Annotated in this window: 20 protein-coding genes; 6 read left to right on the forward strand and 14 right to left on the reverse strand. The window is 64.2% G+C overall.

The genetic code is table 11. The features are described from left to right. A complete protein-coding gene (locus NS355_RS09720; protein ID WP_244489629.1) occupies nucleotides 1–735 on the forward strand; it encodes an SDR family oxidoreductase in 735 nt (244 codons plus the stop codon). Between the two features lie 9 nt (nucleotides 736–744). On the opposite strand, the gene NS355_RS09725 is transcribed toward NS355_RS09720, so the two are convergent. Beyond that, nucleotides 745–1725, reverse strand: a complete 981-nt coding sequence (locus tag NS355_RS09725) for a methyltransferase (protein ID WP_084787793.1) — start codon at nucleotides 1723–1725, stop codon at nucleotides 745–747. Between the two features lie 66 nt (nucleotides 1726–1791). Then, entirely contained in the window at nucleotides 1792–2058 is a 267-nt protein-coding gene (locus NS355_RS09730; RefSeq protein ID WP_058745522.1) for a hypothetical protein, read from the reverse strand. A 128-nt stretch (nucleotides 2059–2186) separates the two neighbouring features. Between NS355_RS09730 and NS355_RS09735 the strand changes: the two genes are divergently transcribed. Continuing rightward, the gene (locus NS355_RS09735) at nucleotides 2187–4517 is read left to right on the forward strand and encodes an FdhF/YdeP family oxidoreductase (RefSeq protein ID WP_058745523.1); all 2331 of its coding nucleotides are present in this window, start codon (nucleotides 2187–2189) and stop codon (nucleotides 4515–4517) included. A gap of 31 nt (nucleotides 4518–4548) precedes the next feature. Here the strand turns inward: NS355_RS09735 and NS355_RS09740 are convergent, their stop codons facing one another. The 7 genes from NS355_RS09740 to NS355_RS09770 are packed head-to-tail and all read right to left on the reverse strand — an operon-like array spanning nucleotide 4549 to nucleotide 10046. Then, a complete protein-coding gene (locus NS355_RS09740) occupies nucleotides 4549–4971 on the reverse strand; it encodes a c-type cytochrome (protein WP_244489630.1) in 423 nt (140 codons plus the stop codon). Then, on the reverse strand, nucleotides 4964–5836 hold the full coding sequence (locus tag NS355_RS09745) for a cytochrome c oxidase assembly protein (protein WP_058745525.1): 873 nt from the start codon (nucleotides 5834–5836) through the stop codon (nucleotides 4964–4966). The genes NS355_RS09740 and NS355_RS09745 overlap by 8 nt, the downstream gene beginning before the upstream one ends. Further along, nucleotides 5824–6132 carry a hypothetical protein gene (locus NS355_RS09750; protein WP_153008173.1) on the reverse strand — a complete coding sequence of 103 codons (309 nt, stop codon included), beginning with the start codon at nucleotides 6130–6132 and terminating at the stop codon, nucleotides 5824–5826. The genes NS355_RS09745 and NS355_RS09750 overlap by 13 nt, the downstream gene beginning before the upstream one ends. After that, nucleotides 6129–6752: a cytochrome c oxidase subunit 3 gene (locus NS355_RS09755; protein WP_058745562.1), complete on the reverse strand. Its 624-nt coding sequence runs from the start codon at nucleotides 6750–6752 to the stop codon at nucleotides 6129–6131. Before NS355_RS09755 ends, NS355_RS09750 begins: the two co-directional genes overlap by 4 nt. Further along, nucleotides 6749–8623, reverse strand: coding sequence for a cbb3-type cytochrome c oxidase subunit I (locus NS355_RS09760; RefSeq protein ID WP_058745527.1), 1875 nt, complete (start codon nucleotides 8621–8623; stop codon nucleotides 6749–6751). The genes NS355_RS09755 and NS355_RS09760 overlap by 4 nt, the downstream gene beginning before the upstream one ends. Next, complete coding sequence (locus NS355_RS09765; protein WP_167345437.1) at nucleotides 8620–9582, reverse strand: cytochrome c oxidase subunit II; 963 nt, start codon at nucleotides 9580–9582, stop codon at nucleotides 8620–8622. The genes NS355_RS09760 and NS355_RS09765 overlap by 4 nt, the downstream gene beginning before the upstream one ends. Continuing rightward, the gene (locus NS355_RS09770; RefSeq protein WP_058745529.1) at nucleotides 9579–10046 is read right to left on the reverse strand and encodes a hypothetical protein; all 468 of its coding nucleotides are present in this window, start codon (nucleotides 10044–10046) and stop codon (nucleotides 9579–9581) included. Before NS355_RS09770 ends, NS355_RS09765 begins: the two co-directional genes overlap by 4 nt. Before the next feature lie 324 nt (nucleotides 10047–10370). On the opposite strand from NS355_RS09770, the gene NS355_RS18305 reads away from it, so the two are divergent. From NS355_RS18305 to NS355_RS09785, 3 genes are all read left to right on the forward strand, one after another. Further along, nucleotides 10371–11009 carry an alcohol dehydrogenase catalytic domain-containing protein gene (locus NS355_RS18305; RefSeq protein ID WP_084787797.1) on the forward strand — a complete coding sequence of 213 codons (639 nt, stop codon included), beginning with the start codon at nucleotides 10371–10373 and terminating at the stop codon, nucleotides 11007–11009. A 7-nt stretch (nucleotides 11010–11016) separates the two neighbouring features. After that, complete coding sequence (locus NS355_RS09780) at nucleotides 11017–11220, forward strand: DUF3606 domain-containing protein (protein WP_084787799.1); 204 nt, start codon at nucleotides 11017–11019, stop codon at nucleotides 11218–11220. A gap of 227 nt (nucleotides 11221–11447) precedes the next feature. Then, a complete protein-coding gene (locus NS355_RS09785) occupies nucleotides 11448–12311 on the forward strand; it encodes an ATP-grasp fold amidoligase family protein (protein WP_058745531.1) in 864 nt (287 codons plus the stop codon). On the opposite strand, the gene NS355_RS09790 is transcribed toward NS355_RS09785, so the two are convergent. Genes NS355_RS09790 through glf form a run of 3 tightly spaced genes read right to left on the reverse strand, consistent with a single transcriptional unit; the run spans nucleotide 12308 to nucleotide 17377 of the window. Then, nucleotides 12308–14599: a hybrid sensor histidine kinase/response regulator gene (locus NS355_RS09790; RefSeq protein ID WP_153008175.1), complete on the reverse strand. Its 2292-nt coding sequence runs from the start codon at nucleotides 14597–14599 to the stop codon at nucleotides 12308–12310. The genes NS355_RS09785 and NS355_RS09790 overlap by 4 nt on opposite strands. A 55-nt stretch (nucleotides 14600–14654) precedes the next feature. Continuing rightward, entirely contained in the window at nucleotides 14655–14993 is a 339-nt protein-coding gene (locus NS355_RS09795; protein WP_058745532.1) for a hypothetical protein, read from the reverse strand. Between the two features lie 20 nt (nucleotides 14994–15013). Further along, nucleotides 15014–17377 carry a UDP-galactopyranose mutase gene (glf, locus tag NS355_RS09800; protein ID WP_244489631.1) on the reverse strand — a complete coding sequence of 788 codons (2364 nt, stop codon included), beginning with the start codon at nucleotides 17375–17377 and terminating at the stop codon, nucleotides 15014–15016. Nucleotides 17378–17522: 145 nt separating this feature from the next. On the opposite strand from glf, the gene NS355_RS09805 reads away from it, so the two are divergent. Then, nucleotides 17523–19457 carry a family 1 glycosylhydrolase gene (locus tag NS355_RS09805; RefSeq protein ID WP_153008176.1) on the forward strand — a complete coding sequence of 645 codons (1935 nt, stop codon included), beginning with the start codon at nucleotides 17523–17525 and terminating at the stop codon, nucleotides 19455–19457. A gap of 293 nt (nucleotides 19458–19750) precedes the next feature. On the opposite strand, the gene NS355_RS09810 is transcribed toward NS355_RS09805, so the two are convergent. Further along, the gene (locus NS355_RS09810; protein ID WP_058745534.1) at nucleotides 19751–20323 is read right to left on the reverse strand and encodes an alpha-ketoglutarate-dependent dioxygenase AlkB; all 573 of its coding nucleotides are present in this window, start codon (nucleotides 20321–20323) and stop codon (nucleotides 19751–19753) included. After that, nucleotides 20323–21405, reverse strand: coding sequence for a DNA polymerase IV (gene dinB / locus NS355_RS09815; protein WP_058745535.1), 1083 nt, complete (start codon nucleotides 21403–21405; stop codon nucleotides 20323–20325). The genes NS355_RS09810 and dinB overlap by 1 nt, the downstream gene beginning before the upstream one ends. Between the last annotated feature and the right edge of the window lie 23 nt (nucleotides 21406–21428).

Below are 21428 nucleotides of genomic sequence, written 5' to 3' on the forward strand. Positions count from 1 at the left end.
ATGACCAAGAATCCCACCATGTTGTCCGGCCGCCGCATCCTGCTGACCGGGGGCACCACCGGCATCGGCCGCGCCGCGCTGAAGGCGCTGGCGAACGAGGGCGCGCGCGTCCTGACCTTCGGACGGCATCAGGAAGCGCTCGACGCGGCGCTGTCCGAGATCGATGGCGAGGTGATCGGGATCGTCGAGGACGCCGCGACGCGCGACGGCATCGACCGGGTCTTCGCCGCCGTCGACGACCGGCTGGGGGGCATCGACATGCTGGTCGCCTGTGCCGCACTCGGCGCGCAGCCGATCCATGAGATGGCCGAGGAGGACTGGCGCTATGTGATCGACGCCAACCTGACCGGCTATCTCGCCTGCGCCCGCGCCGCGATCCTGCGCATGCAGGACCAGGGGGGCGGCCATCTGCTGTTCGTCGGTTCGATCAGCACCGAGATCAAGGCGGCGGGCGAAAGCGTCTATGCCGCGACCAAGGCGGGTATCCAGGCCTTTGCCGAGACACTGCGCAAGGAGGTCGCCGACAAACGCATCCGGGTCAGCGTAATCCAGCCCGGATCGGTCGACACCGAGATGCAGGAATGTAGCGAAGAGGAGAAGCAGGCCGCCGTCGCAGAAGGCCGGATGCTACCCGCCGAGGATGTCGCCGACGCGATCCTGTTCGTCCTCAGCCGCTCGGCCACTTGCGACATCGTCAATCTGCGCATCGAGCCGCTGATTCAGAAGACCGCCTGAGGCGGGCCGTCACAGTCCCACCCGCCGTATGACCAACCCCACCGCCGCGATCCGCTCGACATCGGCATAGGTCGGCTTTTCCAGTTCGTCGCCGAAAATGTCGGGGTCGAGTTCGGAATAATCGATCTCAAAGCCGATGGCGGGCAGATGCTCGGCCAGTGCCGTACGTAGCACGTCCTGCCCATCGACGACCGAGGCTCCCGTATGCAGGATCAGCCGCCCCTTGGGCTTGAGCAATGCCAGGGCCTGTAGCGTCCAGTCGAGCGAAAGCTGGCCGCCATACAGGTCGCCGCCATCACGATAAGCCCGGCGATCCGCATCGATCATGAACGGCGGATGGGTGACGATCTGGTCGAAGGAGTCGGTCAGCTCTTTCGGTGCGGACACCTGCTCGACGCTGTGCGCGACACCGGCATGTTCGGCGTTGATCGACGCCAGGAACAGCGCGCGCGGATTGATGTCGGCCAGCGTCAGATGCGAGCCGCGAGCGACCCGCGCCGCGACGATCCCGCCCACCCCGGCGCCCGCACCATAGTCGAGGATGTGCCGCGCACCGGTGTCCATCCGCCCGATAATGAGCTTGGCGAACCGATAGCTGTCCGGTCCGAGAAACACGGAGTCCGCCGCCGTGGTCGGATAGGCGGAATGGAGAAACAGCGTCCCCTCGACGCGCGACACGCGCAACGTGGCTTGCAACAAGCCGTCATCACGTTGGACCAGCATCTCCGCCGCGGCCAAGGCTGCGCGCAGTTCTGCATCCAATACCGACGGCGAGAAGGGCAGGCTCCAGCCTAGAATGTCGCGCAAATCGGTCGCAGGCCGACCCCCACGATTGACGAGGACCCGCGCATGGGTGGCAGGCGTCGGCGTCACGAACGTATAATGGCGTGCCTCCAGCAATTGCAGGAGATGGAACAGGCCCTCGCGCTGCTTTGCCGATCCGATCGGAGCCCGGATCGCCGCCGAGCCCTGGTTCTTTTCCTCTATCACATTATTATCCTTATATTTTCTCCTTCAATAATAGAGGTCGAGCGCAGTTCCCGCGTTCAATATGGATCAGTCTGTTCGCTGGCCCGGCTGCGCTTGTTCGACTGCTCCCTGCCGTCCGCGTCTGGTTCCGAAAACCAGCATGACCAAGGCACCCGCCGCTCCCGCGACCAGCACCGACGGACGGACCCCGAGGCGGACCGCCGAACGGTCGAGCATTACCTCTCCTCGACCGATGACGTTGACCAGTCGCGGGACAAGCTGTGTGTCGATGAAAAATTTGGAGGCCGAAGGACCCGAGGTCTTTTTCAGCATATAGTCGCGACCGACCGTCATGGCATTTCTCCTTTTTAAATCCGTATCTTAGATCAGATTTGGGATAGCCACCGCCGCCACAGGGTTAACGACAGGACCCGGCGAATGTTTCGTACGGAAACGCCCGCCGCCCCGGCAGGAGATGCCCGATGAAAGCCACGTACAAGCCGTATCGCCTCCCCTCCGGCGGCTGGGGCTCTGCGCGCTCGGTCGGCAATATCCTGCGCCGGGAGAGCGTGCTTGGCAGCGCCAGCGTCGCGCTGTCGCGGCATAACAAGGTCGATGGCTATCAGTGCAACAGCTGCGCCTGGGTCAAACCCGCCACGCCGCTTCCCTTCGAATTCTGCGAGAACGGCGTGAAGGCGGTGGCGTGGGAATTGACCGCGCATCGCTGCACACCCGCCTTCTTCGCCGAACATACGGTCAGCGAGTTGCTGACGTGGGATGACTATCATCTGGAACAGCCAGGCCGCCTGACCCATCCGCTGCGCTATGATCCCGCGACCGACAAATATGTCCCGGTATCCTGGGGCCATGCCATCGCGGAGATCGCCCACGAACTTCGCGCCGTGGAAGACAAGCAACACGGCACCGTCTTCTACAGCTCCGGCCGGTTGTCGAATGAAGGCAGCTATCTTTATCAGCTGTTCGCCCGGCTTTACGGCAACAACAACCTGCCCGACAGTTCGAACATGTGCCACGAGACGACCTCGGTCGCCCTGCCCGCCAGCATCGGCCAGGGCGTCGGCACGGTTGATCTGGGGGACTTTGCGACCACCGACTGCCTTATGTTCTTCGGCCAGAATCCGGGCAGCAACTCGCCGCGCATGCTCCACCCGCTGCAGGAGGCCAGCCAGCGCGGGGTGCCGATCATCACCTTCAATCCGCTTCGCGAACGCGGGTTGGAGCGGTTCCTGAACCCCCAGTCGCCAACCGAGATGCTGACAGGCAAGGATACGCGGATCAGCTCGGACTATCATCAGGTCAAGAATGGCGGCGATCTGGCCGCGATCGCAGGGATCTGCAAGGCGGTGCTGACGCTGCACGACGACGCGCTGGCGGCGGGTGAGCCACCGATCCTCGACCTCGCCTTTATCGACGAGCACACCCACGGGTTTGAGCGTTTCGCCGACTGGCTACGGGTACAGGATTGGGACGAGCTGGAACGGCGGTCGGGTCTCCATCGTGCCGATCTCGAAGCGACCGCGCTCATCTATGCCCGCGCGCAGTCGACCATCGGCATTTATGGCATGGGCCTGACGCAGCACCGTGCGGGGGTCGAGACGGTGCAGATGCTGGTCAACCTGCTCCTGATGCGCGGCAATATCGGGCGTCCCGGCGCGGGCATCTGTCCGGTCCGCGGCCACAGCAATGTCCAGGGCCAACGGACGGTCGGGATTACCGAAAAGCCCGAGCTATTCCCCCTCGACCGGCTGGGCGAGCAATTCGGTTTCGAGCCGCCGCGCGAGGCGGGATACAACACGGTCGAGGCGTGCGAGGCGATCCTCGAAGGCCGGGTGAAGGCGTTCTTCATGCTGGGCGGCAACTTCGCCCGCGCCATCCCCGACCAGGGCCGAATGGAGCCCGCCTGGCGCCGGATGCGGCTGACCGTCAATGTCCTGACCAAGCTCAACCGTACGGCGCTGCTCCCCGGCGAGATCAGCTATATCCTGCCCGTCATCGGGCGGCTGGAGATAGACGAGACTGCAGCCGGGCAGCAGGTGCTGTCGATGGAGGACACCTCCGGCTGCGTCCACGGCAATCGCGGAATCCGCACACCGGCCTCTCCGCATCTCATCAGCGAGATACGGCTGTTGTGCGAACTTGCCAAACAGGTCTTCGAGCCCAACCCCAAGGTACGGTGGGACGATTATATGACCGACTATGCTGAGATCCGGCGGGAGATCGCTCACACCCTGCCTGACAATTTCCACGACTATGAAACGCGCATGTGGGAGCCCGGCGGCTTCCAGCGCGATCTGCCCGCCAAACGGCGCGAATGGCAAACCGATACCGGCCGCGCCAATTTCGTCACACCGGAGGCACTCGACGAGGATCTCGACATGCCGGACGTCGGGCATGACGCGCTGCGGCTGATGACCCTGCGCAGCAACGATCAGTTCAATACGACCGTCTATGGCTATAACGATCGCTTCCGGGGTATCGACGGCATCCGCAACGTCGTGCTGATGAACCGATCCGACATAGAACGCCGGGGGCTGAAGGTGGGACAGGCGGTGACGTTGCGCACCGTCGCCGATGACGGGGTCGACCGGCATCTGTCGGGGATGATCGTCGTCGCCTACGACATCCCGGTCGGGTGCATCGGCGGCTATTATCCCGAGTGCAACGTCCTGATGCCGGTCTGGCATTATGCCGTGGGCAGCAAGACGCCCGCCGCCAAGTCGATCCCTGTGAAGGTGACGAGCGACGGCGACGCGATCCTGGAGCCGGGAATGGAGGATCATTCGATGGCATGACCGGCGCGAACCGGCTTTCGACGATCGGCGGTCAATCCAGGGTATAGAGATAGGCCGCGATCGCGCGCGCTTCCGCCTCGCTCAGCCCTTGTTCCGGCATACCGGTGCCGGGACGCATCTTCTGGGGATGCATCAGCCAGCGCGTCATCGTGTCGGGATCGTTGGGGAAAGCGCCCGCAATATGCGCACGGGTGGCGATCTTGGACAAAGATGGCCCTACGCTGCCGGACGCGCCTGTGATTCCGGGAATATCATGACAGCCGCCGCAGCCGCGCTGCACGATGGCGGCACGCCCGCAATCGACCCGTCCACCGGTGATCGCCTCGGCACGCGTGCGTGTCTTCGCGCGTGTCTCGGCATAAAGGGTTATCCCTGCGATGACCGCCGCGAGCATCGCGAGCCCGAACAAGGCGGCAAGCCACATCAGTGTCGCAGGCACCGGACGCCTAGGCATGCGCGATCCTCAGCAGACGCCGCATGACGATCAACGCGGCCGCCGCATGGACGACACCGCCCGGCACCCACATCAGCAGGCCCGCCAGTTGCTGATCCTCGGCGGGCGTCAGGCCGAAGGGCGCAAGGCCCAGCCGGGCATAACCGACATACCAGGGGCTCGTTGCGAAGGCCATCAACGCTCCCAGCGCGCCCGAGACGATCGAGGTCGCGACCAGGCACAGGGCGGCGGTTCCGGCCGCGACGTGGCGGCCGAGCATCGCATTCCAGAAGAACAGCGCACTGACGAGGAATGACAGGTGCTGCGCCGCGTGCCAGCCTTCATGGGCAAGCGCCAGGTCGAACAGGACGGGCGCATGCCACAACCACAAGGCCGTCGCCTGAACGAGCGTCGCCGTCACGGGTGCCGAAACCATGCGCCACGGCACCGCGATGACGGGCGCCATGACCAGCGATCCGATGGCGCGCCGCCCAGCCGCCGGGAAAGCCCACAGCATCACGGGTAAAGGCTCGGCCAGCACCAGCAACGGCGCGGCGACCAGCATGATCAGCTCATGCTCGAACATATGCGCCGCGAAGGATCGCTCCCCCGCTTCATGGAGCGGCGAGACGAGCGCGATGCCGAGGATCAACCACCCCGTCGCGAACAGCCGTGCCCGCCGCCCCCATCGCGCCCTGCCCTGCCCCGAACGCCGCGCCAGCCGCCGCCACCCGACGGCGAACAGCAGTAGCGCGAACAGCAGTGGTACGATGATCCAGGGATCGAGGGTCCAGCCGGGCGGCTCGTCATGGGGCTGCCCGGTGTCATGCGCCCAGGCCGGGGCGGCCAGAAACGCCAGCGCGACCATGGCTTTCACGCGACGCATGGCGGAATCGATAGAATGGCGAGCGTCTGGAAGAGGATTGCGAGCGCGAAGAAGCCCGCTACCAGCATAGCGGACCGTGCCAGCCAGACGTCCGAAAGCGGGCTCCGCCGCGCCCGATACGGCCAACCGAACCACAGGGCGCCAAGGCACAGGGCAAGGCTGATGACACCCCAAGCGATCCCCAGGCCCGAGCGCGTGCAATCGCCGTGTAGCACCGCCGACAGCCCCTGCTCGAAGGCGAACCAGATGATCGGCGGCACGACGAGCCCCACCCAGGCGCGGGCACGGATCCTCATAGCGCCCGCGGCGCCCAATAGATCAATGCATAGAGCGGCAGCCAGGTCAGGACGACGAAGGACCAGTAATTGGCATTGTCCTCCACGTCGGAGAACTGGTCGTCGCCGATCTCATGTGTGAACAGCCAGACCGCCTGGACCGCGCATTCGGCCCATTCGGTGACGATATGCGTCGTATGGAGCACCAGTAGCAGCCACAGGACCGAGCCATAGCCGTCCCGGTCCCACCGCACCCCCAAATGGGCGAACTCCGCCCCGCGCAAAGCCATCAGGACCAGGCCGATCAGCACCAACCCCGCCATGCCCCAGCGCACCGCCGCCGCCTTTTTGGCGCGGGCGCAGCACAGCACCCAGAGGTTCGGCACCGTGCTGAGCACCAGCGCGGCGGTGAAGATCCCGCTCCACAACAGGCCGGGCAGCGCATCACCGGCTGGTGGCCAGACGGCACTCTGCGTCATCAGATAGAGATAGGCCGCCGCCGCCAGCGCGAAGCCTGTCCCTTCGATGACCATGAAACCGATATTGCCCCACCAGACCAGGTGCCGCGCGCCGATCGCACCGGACGGCAGGCTCGACAGGTCGGCGACGACCTCGAACGGGCGTGGGGGTGACGTGGTCATCCGCGGTTCCTTCGTGGGCGCTGCGGCCAGAACCAGCCGGTCAGCGCCGCGCCGATCGGCACCGCACCGACCACGATCGCCCACGGGGTGAAGATGCTGGCGATGAACATCACGCTGACCGCCAGCGCGGACAGAAGCGGCCAGATCGAGGGCGATGCGCTTTTCTGGCGATAAAGCGGATCGGCATCGGTGACGGAGGTGATGAGTACCTCGCGTCGCTCGATCGCCACCCCGTCCGCGACGCGCAACGGAGCAGCGCCGTTCCACATCGGCGTCAGGCTGTCGACCATCGGGGTATAGGCGAGGTTCCAGGACGGTGCGGGCGCCTCGCCCGCCCATTCCAGCGTCGAGCCGCCCCATGGGTCCGGCCCGGACGGCGCCCCCCGCCAGTAACAGACCAGCGCATTGGCGACGAACACCAGACCGCCCGCCACCGCAATCACGCTGCCCAGGGTGGCGACCTGGTTCAGCCTTTCCCACCCCATGCCCGCAGGATAGGTATAGACCCGGCGCGGCATTCCCAGCAGGCCGAGCAGGTGCATCGGGAAGAAGCCCAGATTGAACCCGCCGACGATCAGCGCGAAGGCGATCCGCCCCCAGCGCTCCGACATCATCCGACCCGTCGCCTTGGGATACCAGTAGCAGAACGCCCCGAAGAGCGGGAACATCGCGCCGCCGACCAGGACATAATGGAAATGCGCGACGATGAAGTAGCTGTCGGTCAATTGCAGGTCGAGCGCCGCCGACGCGGTCATTACCCCCGATAGCCCGCCGATCACGAAGGTCGTGACGAAGCCGATCACCCACAGCATCGGCGTCGCCAGCCAGGGCCGTCCGCTCCATATCGTGGCGATCCAGCAAAAGATCTGCAGTCCGGCGGGCAGAGCGATCGCCATGCTGGCGGCGGTGTAGAAATTGTTGCCGAGACGCGGGAGCCCGACCGCGAACATGTGGTGCACCCACAGACCAAAAGCGAGCGCGCCGATCGACAGGATTGCCAGCACGATTACCGAATGCCCAAAGAGCGGGCGGCGCGAAAACGTCTCGACGATCGCCGAGACGAAGCCGGTTGCGGGCACGAAGATGATGTACACCTCCGGATGGCCGAAGAACCAGAAGAGGTGCTGGAACAGCAGCACGTCCCCGCCCCCGGCGGGCGAGAAGAAATGGGTCGAGACCAGACGGTCGGCGATCAGCATCGACGTCACCAGCATGATCGCGGGCATCGACAGGATCGTCATGATCGACGCGACGAGCATCGCCCACAAAAAGACCGGCATCCGCGCCAGCGTCATGCCGGGCGGTCGCATCTTCAGGATCGTCGCCGCGACATTGACCGAGGCGGCGAGAGCCGCGACCTCGGTAAAGGTGATCATCTGCGCCCAGATATCGGCGCGGTGGCCGGGGGCATAGGCAGGGCCGCTGAGCGGGGGATATTCGAACCAGCCCAGATCGGGGGTGATGTCCAGGGCATGGCTGATCCACAGCGTCAGCACACCACCGAGATACAGCCAATAGCTGAACGCCCCCAACCGGGGAAACGCCATGTTGCGCTGTCCCAGCATCAGGGGAACCAGCCAGAAGGCCATGGCCTCCATGACCGGCACCGAGACGAGGAACAGCATCGTCGACCCGTGCAGCGAGAAGCTCTCATTATAGAGTTGCGGACCCATGCGGACATTTTCGGGCGTCGACAGCTGCCAGCGCATGTCGAGCGCCAACATGCCCGCCAGGAACATCAGGAGCAGCGCGGTGACGATATAGCGTGCCGCGATCCGCTTGTGATCGACGGTGGTCAGGAACCCCCACAACCCCGGCGGGTCGCGCCACGTCAGCGACAGCCGGTCCAGCCGCGTCTGTTCGGGCCTCATCGCAGGCGCTCCAGATAGGTGGCGAGCGCATCGGCATCGGGCCCCGACAATGGCACGCTCGGCATCGCGGTGCCGGGCTTCAAGGCCTGGGGCTGCGCGATCCAACCCTGAAGATTACCCCGCGTCATGGTCAGCGTGCCCGCCGCGATCGAGCGCCGCGCCGCAAGATGCGTCAGATCCGGCCCCGCCCGCCCCGACGCGCCTGTTCCGCGTATGGTGTGACAGGCGGCACACGGCCCCGCGAAGACCGCCGCCCCGCGCGACGCGACGGCGGCGGCCGGTCGCGCCTGCGTCGCCAGCCAGGCATCGAACGCGGCTGCGCTCTCCACCTTCACGTCGAGCGCCATATGAGCGTGCTGGGTTCCACAGAATTCGGCGCACTGGCCGCGAAACCAGCCGATCCGGCGCGGCGTCAGGTCCAGGATATTGCGGCGCCCGGGAATCATGTCGAGCTTGCCCGCGACATTGGGCACCCAGAAGCTGTGGATCACATCCGCCGAGCCCAGCGCAAGCCGCGTCGTTCGGTCGCGTGGCAGGTGCAGCTCGTTGGCGGTCTCGATCCATCGGCCGGTGGCGGGATCGCGATATTCGATCCGCCACCACCATTGGTGTCCGGTCACGCGCACGATCATCGCGCCGTGCGCCCGTGAGGCGAACACCGCGCGGTCCGCGACGAAGCTGCCGATGATGAGGACGGTGAGGCCGACGACGATCACGATGGCCACCGCCCACAGGCCCCGCTCGGGGACCACCGCCGCATCGCTTGCGGAACGGGCGCGCCACAGGCTCCAGCCCAATCCGCCGAGAACCAGCATATAGATGACGCCGCATACGCCCATCATCAGGAGGAAGAGGCTGTGCAACGCCGCCGCCTGATCACCACCTGGTGCCAGCGGCGACTGAATGCCCTGACACCCGGCCAGCGACAGCAACGCGCCGGTCACGATGATCCGCATCATTGCGGTCCCCACCATGCCGCCCCCCGGGGTTCGGCCTGCTGGTCGAGTGCCTGTCGCCGTCGCTTCTCGGGCATGTGGCGCTGCAGATCACGGGCATAGGCGGTCAACTGCCAAAGCGGCTCGACCGGAATGCGCGTCGCATAGGCCCGGTCGCCATGACCATGGGCGATCGATGTAAAGACCGCGGCAAAGCCCCCGCCCCGCTTCCATCGCCCATCGGTCAGGTCGCGCGCACCCTGCGCACCGTCGCCATGGCATCCGGCGCAACCGTAATAGAGGAAATACCGGCCGCCCTGCGCGACCTGCCCAAAATTGTCCTGATAATAGGCGATGCGTGGGTCCTGCTCACCGATCGGTGCGGTTTGCGGTACGGTCGGACCGACCTCCCGCGCCTCGCTGCTGCACCCGCAAAGCAACATCGCGAGTACGGCCGCCCGCGCCCGTCGCATATCAGCCGCGGGCATGGTTCGATGCGCACCGGATCAGGCTGGCATCGCTCCCCTGATTTCGCCTCTCCGCCACACAGCACTCCGCCAACATTGACGGATAGCTTTAGCCAAAAATACGAAGTGTTCGATGATCCACGTCAATATGCCACATCCGCTACCCACATGGATCAATGATCGACTTATGACTTCATATCTTTTTCTGACACGCGAGAATTACGATCGCCACCGACCAGCGGTTAAAATCTATATCACAGATGCACAAAAAACCTTTTAACCGAGCTGAATTCGGAACGCCGTCCTTCTGCCTCCGTTATCCCATTACGAAGCGGAGAGCGCGTGATGAAAGCAGTCGCCTGGCACGGTATCGGCGATATCCGGATCGACGCGGTGCCCGACCCCCATATTCAGGAACCAGCCGACCGCCTTGTTCGCCTGACCATATCGGCAGTTTGCGGCACCGATCTTCGTCTCGTGCGCGGCACATTTGCGCGGATGCGGGTCGGCACGATCCTCGGCCACGCAGGCGCCGGCGCGGTCGAGGCATTAGGCGATCTGGTGCGCGGGTTTAGCGTGGCACTGCGCGGCGAACTGTTGGAGCACCCGCGCATCCACATCCGCGACGTCTATCCGACCTTCGTCGATATGCCCGGCGTGGATCACACCGGGAATTACACGGGTGTGAAGCGGTCGCCACCCGGTTCGCTGACGCCCGAAACCGTGACAAAGGCGATCGTCCTGATTGCCGATCACCCCCGCGATCATCCTGAAGCTGGACCAGTTGCTGATCCCCAATCTGGCGGTCGGCGCCGCCTCCGAACGGCGACGGAAGGCCTGCGTCATGGGCGTCGGTACCGTGTTCGGCGGTCTCGCCGCGATCAGCGCATTGGCGATGCGACGCGAATAGCCTCGTCCTATCGATGCCCGCCGCTGTCGGCATATGGGACGACCGAAATTCGAGGCGCTATCGATCTGAAATAAGGAGGAAATGATGACCGACGACAAAAACAAGCAAGGCCGACAAGATCGTAGCAGGGTCGCTGGCGAGGAACCCTATGAAGTCGCGTATTTCGCATCAAAGCATGGGCTATCGCAGGGGCAGGCTCGCGAATTGATCGCGCGTATCGGCAATGATCGCGCCGAGCTGGACGCCGCGGCGCAAAAACTGACGGGTCGACGCGGCGACGGATAAAGCCTCGGCTAATCCTGGCGGTCGCCGCCGCTGTTGGACGCGTATCGGCTGATCGCCAAAAACATCTGGTCCCTTGCGCTGCTCGCCACCTTCAGCCCGTCCGCCCTCAACCGGAATTCGTGAGTATGGCCACCACGCCGTCACCCTTGAATGATAATCCGAACCGAGACGGGGACGACGGTTGGTCCGCTTCCATGACGAGAGCGGCCAATCATCGGGCGGCTTCCGTGCCATTTGCGCGCAAGTTCGGCCGCGCACCGCTGCCACCACACCATCCCGATGCGCTGATCAACGACGTCGTTTACGACCGGATGATCGATCCGAATTGGTCGGCCTTGCAGCGGACCTTCGTCGACAAGGAAACGGCCAAGGCCGAGGCACAGCGACGCTTCCCCGCCCTTCACATCCCGAACACGCTGGCCGTCATGCCGGTCGAGACGCTGGCGTCGCCCGAGCAGCTCTTCGACCGGCTTCGTCCGTATATCGGTACGGACGCCGTCGCGAAGCCGACCCATGCCAGTGGCGGCGTCGCGTTCCTGCGCGATCTCGTCGATCCTGCGGCTTTGCGTGGACTATATGACCTGGCTTCGATCGATTACGCGGCGATCCTGCACGAAATGCAATATTGGCGACTGCCGCGAAAGATCATCGTCGAAACGCTGATACCGGCGCATCGCTTGGGACCGCCCGACGATTACAAGTTCCATTGCATCCATGGCGAGCCGCTATTGTGCCAGATCGACCATGGGCGGTTCGCACAGCCGTGGAGCCGATTGCTCCGTGTACCGCAATTCGATGCGATGGATGAAAGAGATGGCCTGACCGTGCCAAACGGTTTCGCCATGGCGACGCGCGACCGGCTGGATATGATGATCGCCGCTGCGGGCGCGCTTTCGGCGCCGTTCGAGTTCGTCCGCGTCGACCTGTACGATGGTCGCGGCGGCATCTATTTCGGAGAACTTACCTTCACGCCCGCCGCGTCGCTGGGCATCGCGCCATCCAGCGCCGGTGTTCATCGCGAAACGGCGACGCACCATATCTACAGCCGCACCCTCATGGACGCACTCCGCAACGCGTGGAAGGCGATCTAGCGCCCTTCGATCAGTGCCTTGATCCGCGTCGCCATGGCTTCCATGGCAAAGGGCTTGGTCATGACATGCATACCCGGTTCGAGCTGCCCGTTACCGACCGCGGCATTCTGCGCAAAGCCAGTGATGAACAGGACTTTCAAATCGGGTCGGGTCACCCGGGCGGCATCGGCCATCTGACGCCCATTCATCCCACCCGGCAAACCGACATCCGAAACCAGAAGATCGATCCGCACATCGGATTGCAGAACGCTCAGCCCCGCCGCTCCGTCGGCCGCCTCGATCGCGGTATAACCAAGTTCTTCCAGCACGTCGGTGACCAGCATTCGCACTGATGGCTCATCATCGACGATCAGCACCGTTTCGCCCGACCTGGCGCGGGGGGCATCGGCCAGGTCGGCGACATCGTCTTCCGCCTCGGCGCGGCCGATATGCGCGGGCAGATAGATACAGACGGTCGTGCCCTCTCCGGGATGGGAATGGATGCGAACGCTGCCGCCCGACTGGCGGGCAAAGCCATAGATCATCGACAGGCCATGGCCGGTGCCGACGCCGATCGGCTTGGTGGTGAAGAACGGGTCGAACGCCTTGGCGACGACATCGGGCGTCATCCCGGTCCCCGTATCGGACACGCACACGGCGACATAGCGCCCCGGCTCCATTTCGTGAAAGCGTGCCATGCGTTCGTCCAGTGTCCGGTTGGACGTTTCGATGGTCAGCCTTCCCCCATCCGGCATCGCGTCCCGTGCGTTGATGCAGAGATTGAGCAGGGCATTTTCCAACTGATTGGGATCCACCAACGTGGCCCATAGCTCCGCCTGTGCGACATAGCGGGTATCCACGTCCGGGCCCACCGAGCGCATGATCAGCTCGAGCATTCCATCGATCAGCCGATTGGGGTCGATCAGCTTGGGGTCCAGCGTCTGGCGTCGGGAAAAGGCGAGCAGGCGGTGGGTCAAGGCGGCAGCGCGCTTGGCCGCACCTTGCGCCGCCGCATTATATTTCTCGACATCGCCGATCCGACCCTGTCCGATACGGATCGCCATCATCTCCAGGCTGCCCGTGATGCCCGTCAGCAGATTGTTGAAGTCATGCGCCAGCCCGCCGGTCAACTGTCCGACCGCTTCCATCTTCTGGCTCTGGCGCAACTGTTCTTCGACGCGGCGATGATCCGTCATGTCGCGGCCGATCGAGTAGAACAAGTCGGCCTCGGGCGCCGTGGCCCAGGAGATGACATGATAGCAGCCGTCCCGTCCGCGAAACCTGTTCTCGAAATGCGCCGCCTCTTCCCCCTTGGCGAGGCGTGCGAACTCGGCGGCCGTCGCCTCGCGGTCCTCCGGGTGGATCAGGTCGAAGAAATTGGCGCGGAGCAGTTCGTCTTCGGTCCAGCCCAGCATGGCCGTCCACGCGGCATTGACGGTGTGGAGGCGGCCATCGGCGCTGCATACGTCCATCAGGTCGCCGGACAGCTGCCAGATCCGGTCGCGTTCGCGGGTGCGTTCGGCGATCTCCTCGGCCAGCGTGTCGTTCTGTGCCCTCAACGCGATCTCCGCCGCCTTTCTTAGGCTGGCATCCTTGAAATAGACGGCCAGCCCGCCGGTCGTGATCGGATGAATATCGATGTCGACCCATTTGCCCAAAATCGGTGATTTCGCTTCGAGGCGGACGGCGATGCGCTCGGCCATTGCGCGTTGATGAGCGTGATAGGGTTCGCTGCCGCCCGCCTGGGGAAACTCATCCCAGCAGATTTTGCCGATCAAGTCCTGGGGCGCCCGCCCCCAAAGCTCGCCCGCCTTACGGTTGACGTAGGTGAAGCGCCACTGCGCATCCACGGCATAAAATGGGTCCTGAAGCGACTCGGTCAGCTCGGCGAGCATCGCGTTGGCACCGCTTGTCTCTTTGCGACTATCCTCCAGATCCTGAACGGCGCGACGCTGATCGGTACGGTCGCGCAGGATCTTGACGTAGCCCCCTTCCTCCAGCCGCAGCGGCATCAGCTCGCCCAGCGCGAAGAACAGGCTGCCGTCGCGCCGTACGTGCCAGCGTTCATCGGCGGCACGTCCCGCTTCATCGGCATGCCGCATTTCCCGACACGGCACGCCGTCCGCGCGATCGTCCGCCGTGAAGATGATCTCGCCAGACTGGCCCAGCGCTTCGTCAGCGGACCAGCCGAGCACATGTTCGGCCCCACTATTCCAGCTTGTAATGAGACCGGCGGAATCGAGGGAAATGATCGCGTAATCCATCGCGCTTTCGATGATGGCATTCGCAATGGCGGCTTTACGCTTCATCGTCTGTCAAACCCGTTGGAGTATGTCGCTCATCAATCGGCCTTGGCTTGGCCGATCATGTCAGCGCAGCGACCCAGTCCGCCACCTGATAGGCGGCAAATGGTGGGAACAGCGCGGCGCCATCTTCGTCCTGTTCGGCTTGCACGCCGCTCCTGACCGTCAGATAGGGCAGCGCTTGGCGGACCAGAATGTCGACCAGCCGCTCGCGATCCTCGGTGCGAAAGGGACCGATGATGACCGCGCCCCGCAGATCCTCCGTCAACAGGACCCGGATCGCCTGCGACAGGTCGTCCATGGGGCCGATCACCCAACTATCCCCTTGCTTCAGCACGCTCGCGACATAATCGACGGCGAAATTGATCCGGGCCGCCAGCAGGAGGACCGGCTTGGCCATGCCGCCCCCTTCTCCGTGGGTCATGCGGCGCTGCGTCCCCCCGCCAGGGCGGCCAAACCCGTTATCTCGGCTTCCTCAAGCATCGGCTTCAACCGGCGATAGGTCGCCAGCGCCTGCCCGACGACCTGGTCCATATTGTAATAGCGATAGGTTGCCAGCCGCCCGACGAAACTGACATGCGGTTCGGCCAGGGCCAGCGCCTCATAGCGTTTGTACAGCGCCTGGTTCTCGTCGCGCGGGATCGGGTAATAGGGGTCGCCCGTCGCGCTGGGATATTCATAGGTCACGCTGGTCTGCGGCGCGGTCTGGCCGGTCAGATGCTTGTATTCGGTAATGCGCGTATGGGGGACGGCCTCGTTGGGATAGTTGACGACGGCGACGGGCTGATGCCGTTCCTCGTTCAGCGTCCGATGCTCGAAACGCAGCGAGCGATAGGGCAAGCGGCCGTAACGATAGCTGAAATATTCGTCGATCGGCCCGGTGAAGACCAGATGGTCGTGCGGATAGGCATCACGGACATCGGCATAATCGACTCCCAGCAGCAGATCGATATTGGGATGGCTGAGCATCGCCTCGAACATGCGGGTGAAACCTTGCGCGGGCATCGCCTGATGGCGATCGCCGAAATAGCGGTCGTCGGTGCAGGTCCGGGTCGGCACCCGCGCGGTGACCGACTTATCGAGTTCCGATGGGTCCATGCCCCATTGCTTGCGGGTATAGCCTTGGAAGAACGTCTCGTAGAGTTCGCGCCCGACCTTTGAGATGACCACATCCGCCGATGTGCGGATCGGGTCGACCGGCTCGGCGCGCGACGCCAGAAACGCCTCGACCTCCGCATCGCTCGACAGGTCCAGACCATATAGCGCGTTCAGCGTCGTGCGGTTGATCGGCATCGGCACCAGCGTGCCATCGACATCGGCCAGCACACGATGCTCATAGGGCCGCCAATCGGTGAAGCGTGACAGATACTCGAAAATGTCGTCCGAATTGGTGTGGAAGATGTGCGGACCATAGCGATGGACCAAGATGCCCGCCGCATCGTGATGGTCATAGGCATTGCCCGCGATATGCGGTCGCCGGTCGACGACCAGCACGCGCTTACCCCCATCGGACGCCAGCCGCTCGGCCATCACCGCTCCTGCGAACCCCGCGCCGACGACCATCACGTCATAGCGGTCCTGTAGCGGCGGCCAGGTGACGGGGGACACGATGGGCTCGTGCCGGTTGCGCCCGGCGATCTCCGCCTCGATCAGCGCGGTCATCTCCAGTGCCGTGCTGCTCCACGAACCGCGTGACAATTGCCTGTCCGCCTCGTCGCGCCAGTCGTTTCCGGCGGCGCGCAAGGCCATCGCCGCTTCGCACGCGGCCACGAAGGCGGCGGGCGTGTCGGCGATGGTCACCCCCGCCAGGGCACCATAATGGCGAACGACATCGGTGATCGGCGTCGAGACGACCGGGCAGCCCGCCGCCAGATATTCGGGGGTCTTGGTCGGGCTGATGAACCGCGTCGCCTCGTTGATCGCAAAAGGCATCAGCGCAACATCCCAGCCCGCCATATAGTCCGGCAGCGCCGGGTAAGGCCGCCCACCGAGATAATGGATATTGGCGCGACGTGGCAGATCGGCCTCGTCGATCTTTACGACGGGGCCGATGATGACCAGCGACCATTCGGGATGGGCGTCGGCCAGGGTTGCCAGCAGTTCCAGGTCCATCCGCTCGTCGACGACCCCCGCGAAACCGAGCCGTGGGTACGGCAACGGCGCCTGATCCGCCGGTTCCTCGCTCCCCGAACGTGCGCGGCCGAAATGCGCGGCGTCGATGCTGGACGGAAAGACGTGGACATTGGAATGGCGGCTACGTTTCGCCTCGTACAGACTGGTCCCGCCGGTGAAGACCAGATCGGCCCGCTCGATCAGCCGCTGCTCCCGCTCCAGCAACTCGGGCGGCGCGCCCTTGAACGCGGACAGTTCGTCCATGCAGTCATAGACGATGCACGCCGCCCGGACATGGTCCGAAAAGGGCAGCATCATCGGCGTGTAATACCAGCGAAGGACCGGGCCGGTCACCGCCTCCAACACGGTGTCGAGCAAGGTCGCCAGCGCCTCCTCCTCCCGCCCGCGCAAGGCGTCGTCGAGTTGCGGGGTCAGGACGACCACACCGCTGTCGGGGCAGGTCCGGCGATACAGTTCGGACGGTCCGGGGCGATATTCCGGTTCCTCCCAGAACAGCACATCCTGCGTCGCGGCAAAGCGGGTCATCAGATGCTGTGGCCGTTGAAAGACGAAGGCCCAGCGAAGGTGACTGAAGCAGATCAGCGTCGATCGCGGACGGCGGTGGTAAAGACCATGGGAGCTATGGGCGGCGCTCGACAGCTGGGCGGTCACGGAAGCTCCTCTTCTATCTCTGTTACAGAACAGAAACATCCCGCCGCTTCGCCAAGTTCCTGATAACTTATTGATTATAGATGCAAATCAGTCAGTTTCCTGGAACGTCGCCAACCCCGATCCGTTGGGGCCGGGGGAGACGCTCATGGACAGCCTGGAACTTTGGGGTGGTGTGGAATGCACCGTCAATCGCACCGCCACAGGCTATAGCGATCAGGTCCGCTTGAGCGGGCATCACGATCGGATCGCCGATCTCGACCTGTTTGCCGGACTGGGTCTGAGCGCAATCCGCTACCCCGTCTTGTGGGAACGTGTGATGCGGGAGGGACGGGTAGCGGATTGGTCATGGACCGACGAACGGCTTGGGCGACTGCGCAAGCTGGGTATCCGTCCAATCGCCGGGCTGGTCCATCATGGCAGCGGGCCGACCCATACCCATCTGCTCGACGATGGATTCGCCGCCGGGCTGGGCGACTATGCGCGACAGGTCGCCGAGCGCTATCCGTGGATCGAGGACTGGACTCCGGTCAACGAACCTGTGACCACGGCGCGCTTCTCCGCGCTCTACGGCCATTGGTATCCCCATGCTCGGGACGAAGGGGCCTTCTGGCTGGCGCTGTTCAACCAGATCGACGGCACAAGAGCCGCGATGCGGGCCATCCGCCGGATCAATCCGGCGGCGAGGCTGATCCAGACCGATGATCTCGGCCGCACCTATGCGACCCTCATCTTGGGCGAGCAGGCAGCGTTCGATAACCTACGACGCTGGGCCGGATGGGACCTGTTGTTCGGACGCATCACGCCGGACCACCCACTTTGGGCGCGGATCGGGAGCTTCGGGTTTTCCGACCGCCTGCGTCGCATCGCCGACGATCCTTGCCCGCCCGACATGGTCGGGGTGAACCATTATCTGACCAGCGACCGCTTTCTCGACCATCGGTTGCAACGCTATCCGCCGCGCAGCCATGGCGGCAATGCGTGCCGCGCCTATGCCGATGTCGAGGCGATACGCGTCCTCGATCCGCCACCCCCCGGCCTGGTCGGAGCCCTCCGCGAAGCCTGGGACCGTTACGGCACGCCCATCGCGGTGACGGAGGTGCATAATGGCTGCACCCGCGAGGAGCAGTTGCGCTGGGCGGCCGAGGCGTGGGACGGCTGTGTGACGCTTCGTCAGGCAGGGGTCGACATCAGGGCCGTCACGGCTTGGTCGCTGCTGGGTTCGCAAGGATGGGACACCCTGCTGACCCGCCCCGGCACCTATGAACCGGGGGTATTCGACATATCCCATGGCGTGCCCCGGCCGACCGCCCTTGCATCCTTGTGGAAGGGGTTGCCGACCGGCGCCGAACGCCATCCGGTCGTTCATGCCCCGGGCTGGTGGCGGCGTCAGGAGCGGCTTGTCTATCCCGCGATCCCCTATCCGATCAAAACACCGCCATTGCGCGACGCGCGCTCGGATCCGGTTCTGCTGATCTGGAGTAATAACGACGCTCTGGCCCAAGCGTGGTCGGAACTGTGCCGGAATCGAGGAATCGCCCATTGTGTAGCCGCATGCGAAACGCGGGATGGAAACCGTCCGCCCGATATGGCCGCCATGCTGGATTCTATCGAGCCATGGGCTCTGGCTCATCTCGATGCCGAAAATGTCGCCGATGCGATCGGGCTGGCGCGTGTCTGTCAGGACAGGCGGGTCGCGGGCCTCCACCTCATCGCCGGACGCGCCTGTCTCGCCCCGAATGACATGTCCCCACCCGTGCAGGAGGGCGCTCGGTCGCCGATACCCCCCGGCGCCTTGATCATTCCTTTGGGACGAGAAGGCGGATTTGCAGACCGCCGATCCGATCCTGCCGTTATGAATGCTGCGCTAGACCTGCTGATCGATGGTCAGGATGGATTGCATGAGACCGCCCGATCATTGGTAGGGAGCAGCAGCACCATAGATGGTTTCGGAGCGACCACCCTCCAGTTTGACGACGCCATGACTGCGCACGGGCGACAGGCAGCCATTACTGCGGCCGTCGGCGATGCTGCTCAAACCTGGAAAACGGCCGTTCTCAGCCGCCCCCTTCAAATTCTATAGCCGCTCTCAAGCGTGCCGACTTTCCGCCAGTTTGCGACCCCAGCGCATCGCCGAGCTACCAGGGAGCGGCCGATCGTACTCTTGGGGCTGTAGTGCGAGCAACGAGGAAAACGGCCGCTTTTGGTATCAGCTGGCGGCAAGCTATCAGCCATTTTCAAGGCGCTTTGCTACCGTCCGGCTACGGATGAACGAACGTCTGCTTCCTCATGATCCTCGCCCGAAAGCGGCCAATCCGCTTCCCACCACAAAAGTCCAGGTGCATCCCATCCGGCGAAGGTTCGGCACAGGAGGTATTAGGAAAGGCTGGACGCGTGTGCTGCTAAGCTTCGGAATGTAATCGACCAGCGCGGGCGCGTCAGCGGAGCAATGCTGTGTTCCCAGTCATACCGGGCAGGTCCGCTCATGTGATAGGCCGCGCGCGGATCGAGCGGCACCGAGACGCGATCGAACCCACCCGCATGCCGCTTCCGAAAACGCATGACGGCCGGTTCGCCAAGCGAAATGCCAAGGACATGACCGTAGATCGGACGGTCGCGGTGCCAGCCGATCCCGGCACCTGGATCGTAGCGGATCAAAAGCGCCTGGATCAGGGTGGCGGGCTCGAGCCCTGAAAATTTGGCCGCCCGGTCACGAAAAGGCCGCAACCAGTCCGGGATCGGCGGGGCGTCCTTGGGCCGCCCCACTTCGAAATCGTAGCTCCATCCGAAGGATGTGGTCAGCCGCTTCCCAGTCCAGCCCTGGAACCGAAACGGCGTCAGAGCGGTGGCATCGATACGATCAATCAGCATCCGCTCGTCCGCAGGATCAATCAGATCATGGCGGGTGATGAGGCCCGGCAAAGCGGGCATATCGAACAGGTCGAGCATCACGCTGCCGCCTCTACGAAGATGGGGAGTTCGTCGGCCGCCTCGGTCTGTGCCTGGACAAAGTTGGATACCGTCACGCCGACCAGACGAATGCCCTTCTGGGTCGGCAGGACCGATCGGATCAGGTCGAGCGCCGTCCGGTGCAGCGCCTCACGAGTGGCAACGACCATCGGCTGGCTGCGTCTGCGCGTGATCTGGTGGAAGTCACCATATTTGACCTTCACCGTCACCGTGCGGCCGAACGCCTGGCGGCTTTCGCACCATGCCCAGACATCATCCGCCATCTTAAGCAAACCGGCCTCGATCTCAGCGGGTTCGGTTAGGTCGCGGTTGAACGTCGTTTCCGACCCCGACGATTTTCGCACGCGGTTCGGGTTAACCGGCCGGTCATCTTCCCCGCGCGCGATGGCGTGATACCATTCGGCGGAACTGCCGAAATGCTGCTGAAGGAATGCCAGCGACTTGGCCTTGAGGTCAGCCCCCGTCTCGATGCCGAGTCGCTTCATTTTCGCGGCCGTGACCGGTCCGACGCCGTGGAAACGGTCAACTGGCAGCGTCTCGACCCACGCCCCGCCCATCTCAGGCGTTACTGCGAACTGGCCATTGGGCTTGCGGTGGTCGGAAGCGATCTTGGCGAGGAACTTGTTGTACGAAATGCCCGCAGACGCGGTCAGCCCTGTCTCTGCCAGAATGTCGGCGCGGATCGCCTTGGCCGTCCGCCATGCCGTTTCCAGCCCCTGTTTGTCGGCGGTCACGTCGAGATAGGCCTCGTCGAGCGACAGCGGCTGGATCAGGTCTGTGTAGCGCGCGAAGACCGCATGGATTTGGCGGGAGACATCGCGATAGACCTCGAATCGGGGCCGCACAAAGATCAGGTCGGGACAGCGGCGCAGTGCCGTCACCGACGGCAGGGCCGACCGCACGCCGAACGTGCGCGCCTCATAGCTCGCCGCGGCCACCACGCCTCGCGCCGCGGCGGAGCCAACCGCGACCGGCTTGCCGCGAAGCGTCGGATCATCGCGCTGCTCAACCGACGCGAAGAAGGCGTCCATATCGACGTGAATGATCTTGCGCGTGACCATGCCGCAGAGCCTATCGCATTTGG

Source organism: Sphingomonas yabuuchiae, from assembly GCF_001477495.1.
Taxonomy (GTDB): Bacteria; Pseudomonadota; Alphaproteobacteria; order Sphingomonadales; family Sphingomonadaceae; genus Sphingomonas; species Sphingomonas yabuuchiae_A.

Bases quoted from the DNA above. Each gene is read 5' to 3' on its own strand.
- NS355_RS09810 (WP_058745534.1), bottom strand. From the start codon at position 20,323: ATGCTCGACCTGTTCGATATGCCCGCTTTGCCGGGCCTCATCACCCGC.
- NS355_RS09770 (WP_058745529.1), bottom strand. From the start codon at position 10,046: ATGCCCGCGGCTGATATGCGACGGGCGCGGGCGGCCGTACTCGCGATG.
- NS355_RS09745 (WP_058745525.1), bottom strand. From the start codon at position 5,836: ATGCGTCGCGTGAAAGCCATGGTCGCGCTGGCGTTTCTGGCCGCCCCG.
- NS355_RS09790 (WP_153008175.1), bottom strand. From the start codon at position 14,599: ATGAAGCGTAAAGCCGCCATTGCGAATGCCATCATCGAAAGCGCGATG.
- NS355_RS09755 (WP_058745562.1), bottom strand. From the start codon at position 6,752: ATGACCACGTCACCCCCACGCCCGTTCGAGGTCGTCGCCGACCTGTCG.
- NS355_RS09805 (WP_153008176.1), top strand. From the start codon at position 17,523: ATGGACAGCCTGGAACTTTGGGGTGGTGTGGAATGCACCGTCAATCGC.
- NS355_RS09780 (WP_084787799.1), top strand. From the start codon at position 11,017: ATGATGACCGACGACAAAAACAAGCAAGGCCGACAAGATCGTAGCAGG.
- NS355_RS09735 (WP_058745523.1), top strand. From the start codon at position 2,187: ATGAAAGCCACGTACAAGCCGTATCGCCTCCCCTCCGGCGGCTGGGGC.
- NS355_RS18305 (WP_084787797.1), top strand. From the start codon at position 10,371: ATGAAAGCAGTCGCCTGGCACGGTATCGGCGATATCCGGATCGACGCG.
- dinB (WP_058745535.1), bottom strand. From the start codon at position 21,405: ATGGTCACGCGCAAGATCATTCACGTCGATATGGACGCCTTCTTCGCG.
- NS355_RS09760 (WP_058745527.1), bottom strand. From the start codon at position 8,623: ATGAGGCCCGAACAGACGCGGCTGGACCGGCTGTCGCTGACGTGGCGC.
- NS355_RS09720 (WP_244489629.1), top strand. From the start codon at position 1: ATGACCAAGAATCCCACCATGTTGTCCGGCCGCCGCATCCTGCTGACC.
- NS355_RS09730 (WP_058745522.1), bottom strand. From the start codon at position 2,058: ATGACGGTCGGTCGCGACTATATGCTGAAAAAGACCTCGGGTCCTTCG.
- NS355_RS09750 (WP_153008173.1), bottom strand. From the start codon at position 6,132: ATGAGGATCCGTGCCCGCGCCTGGGTGGGGCTCGTCGTGCCGCCGATC.
- NS355_RS09795 (WP_058745532.1), bottom strand. From the start codon at position 14,993: ATGGCCAAGCCGGTCCTCCTGCTGGCGGCCCGGATCAATTTCGCCGTC.
- NS355_RS09765 (WP_167345437.1), bottom strand. From the start codon at position 9,582: ATGATGCGGATCATCGTGACCGGCGCGTTGCTGTCGCTGGCCGGGTGT.
- NS355_RS09740 (WP_244489630.1), bottom strand. From the start codon at position 4,971: ATGCCTAGGCGTCCGGTGCCTGCGACACTGATGTGGCTTGCCGCCTTG.